The 1,594-nt window shown below is 53.3% G+C and carries 1 rRNA gene; it reads right to left on the reverse strand.

Annotation, left to right across the window (positions count from 1 at the left end):
• Positions 1-60: 60 nt before the first annotated feature.
• Positions 61-1,590, reverse strand: a 16S ribosomal RNA gene (locus tag AC1EK4_RS11890).
• Positions 1,591-1,594 lie beyond the last annotated feature (4 nt).

Consider the following 1,594-nt stretch of genomic DNA (forward strand, 5'->3'; position numbering starts at 1 on the left):
AAAAAAAAGAGACGAACCTAATAGGTTTCTCTATACAAAACTATTATCGTACAGCTCCAGAAAGGAGGTGTTCCAGCCGCACCTTCCGGTACGGCTACCTTGTTACGACTTAGCCCCAATCACCAGTTTCGCCCTAGGCCGTTCCTTGCGGTCGCGGACTTCAGGCGCCCCCGGCTTTCATGGCTTGACGGGCGGTGTGTACAAGGCCCGGGAACGTATTCACCGCGCCATGGCTGATGCGCGATTACTAGCGAATCCAGCTTCGTGGGGTCGGGTTGCAGACCCCAGTCCGAACTGAGACCGGTTTTAAAGATTAGATCGTATTTGCATACGACCGACGCTCTGTACCGGCCATTGTAACACGTGTGTAGCCCCGGACGTAAGGGCCGTGCTGATTTGACGTCATCCCCACCTTCCTCACTCCTTGCGGAGGCAGTATCCTCAGAGTGCCCGGCATCACCCGATGGCAACTGAGAACAGGGGTTGCGCTCGTTATGGCACTTAAGCCGACACCTCACGGCACGAGCTGACGACAACCATGCAGCACCTCCGTAGGCGCCCCGAAGGGCCTCACTATCTCTAGATCGTTCGCCTACAGTTCAAGCCCGGGTAAGGTTCCTCGCGTATCATCGAATTAAACCACATGTTCCTCCGCTTGTGCGGGCCCCCGTCAATTCCTTTGAGTTTCACCGTTGCCGGCGTACTCCCCAGGTGGGATGCTTAATGCTTTCGCTTGGTCACATAGCCGAAAGGCCATACAACGGGCATCCATCGTTTACCGTGCGGACTACCAGGGTATCTAATCCTGTTCGATACCCGCACTTTCGAGCTTCAGCGTCAGTTTTGCTCCCGCAAGCTGCCTTCGCAATCGGAGTTCTTCGTCATATCTAAGCATTTCACCGCTACACGACGAATTCCGCCAACGTTGTGCAAACTCAAGTAAACCAGTATGCGCTGCAAGTCAGACGTTGAGCGTCTACATTTCACAACACACTTAATCTACGGCCTACGCTCCCTTTAAACCCAATAAATCCGGATAACGCCCGGACCTTCCGTATTACCGCGGCTGCTGGCACGGAATTAGCCGGTCCTTATTCATACGGTACCTGCAAATAGGGACACGTCCCTAACTTTATCCCCGTATAAAAGCAGTTTACAACCCATAGGGCCGTCATCCTGCACGCTACTTGGCTGGTTCAGACTTCCGTCCATTGACCAATATTCCTCACTGCTGCCTCCCGTAGGAGTTTGGACCGTGTCTCAGTTCCAATGTGGGGGACCTTCCTCTCAGAACCCCTACTGATCGTCGGTTTGGTGGGCCGTTACCCCGCCAACTGCCTAATCAGACGCATCCCCATCCCTTACCGCTAAACCTTTAATCCTAGTTAGATGCCTGCATAGGATATCATACGGTATTAGTCCGACTTTCGCCGGGTTATTCCGTTGTAAGGAGTAGGTTGGATACGTGTTACTCACCCGTGCGCCGGTCGCCATCAAAGGTTGCAAGCAACCCTCATGCTGCCCCGCGACTTGCATGTGTTAAGCCTGTAGCTAGCGTTCATCCTGAGCCAGGATCAAACTCTACATTGTAAAA

The sequence above is a fragment of the Prevotella sp. C0026C3 genome (assembly GCF_056590795.1).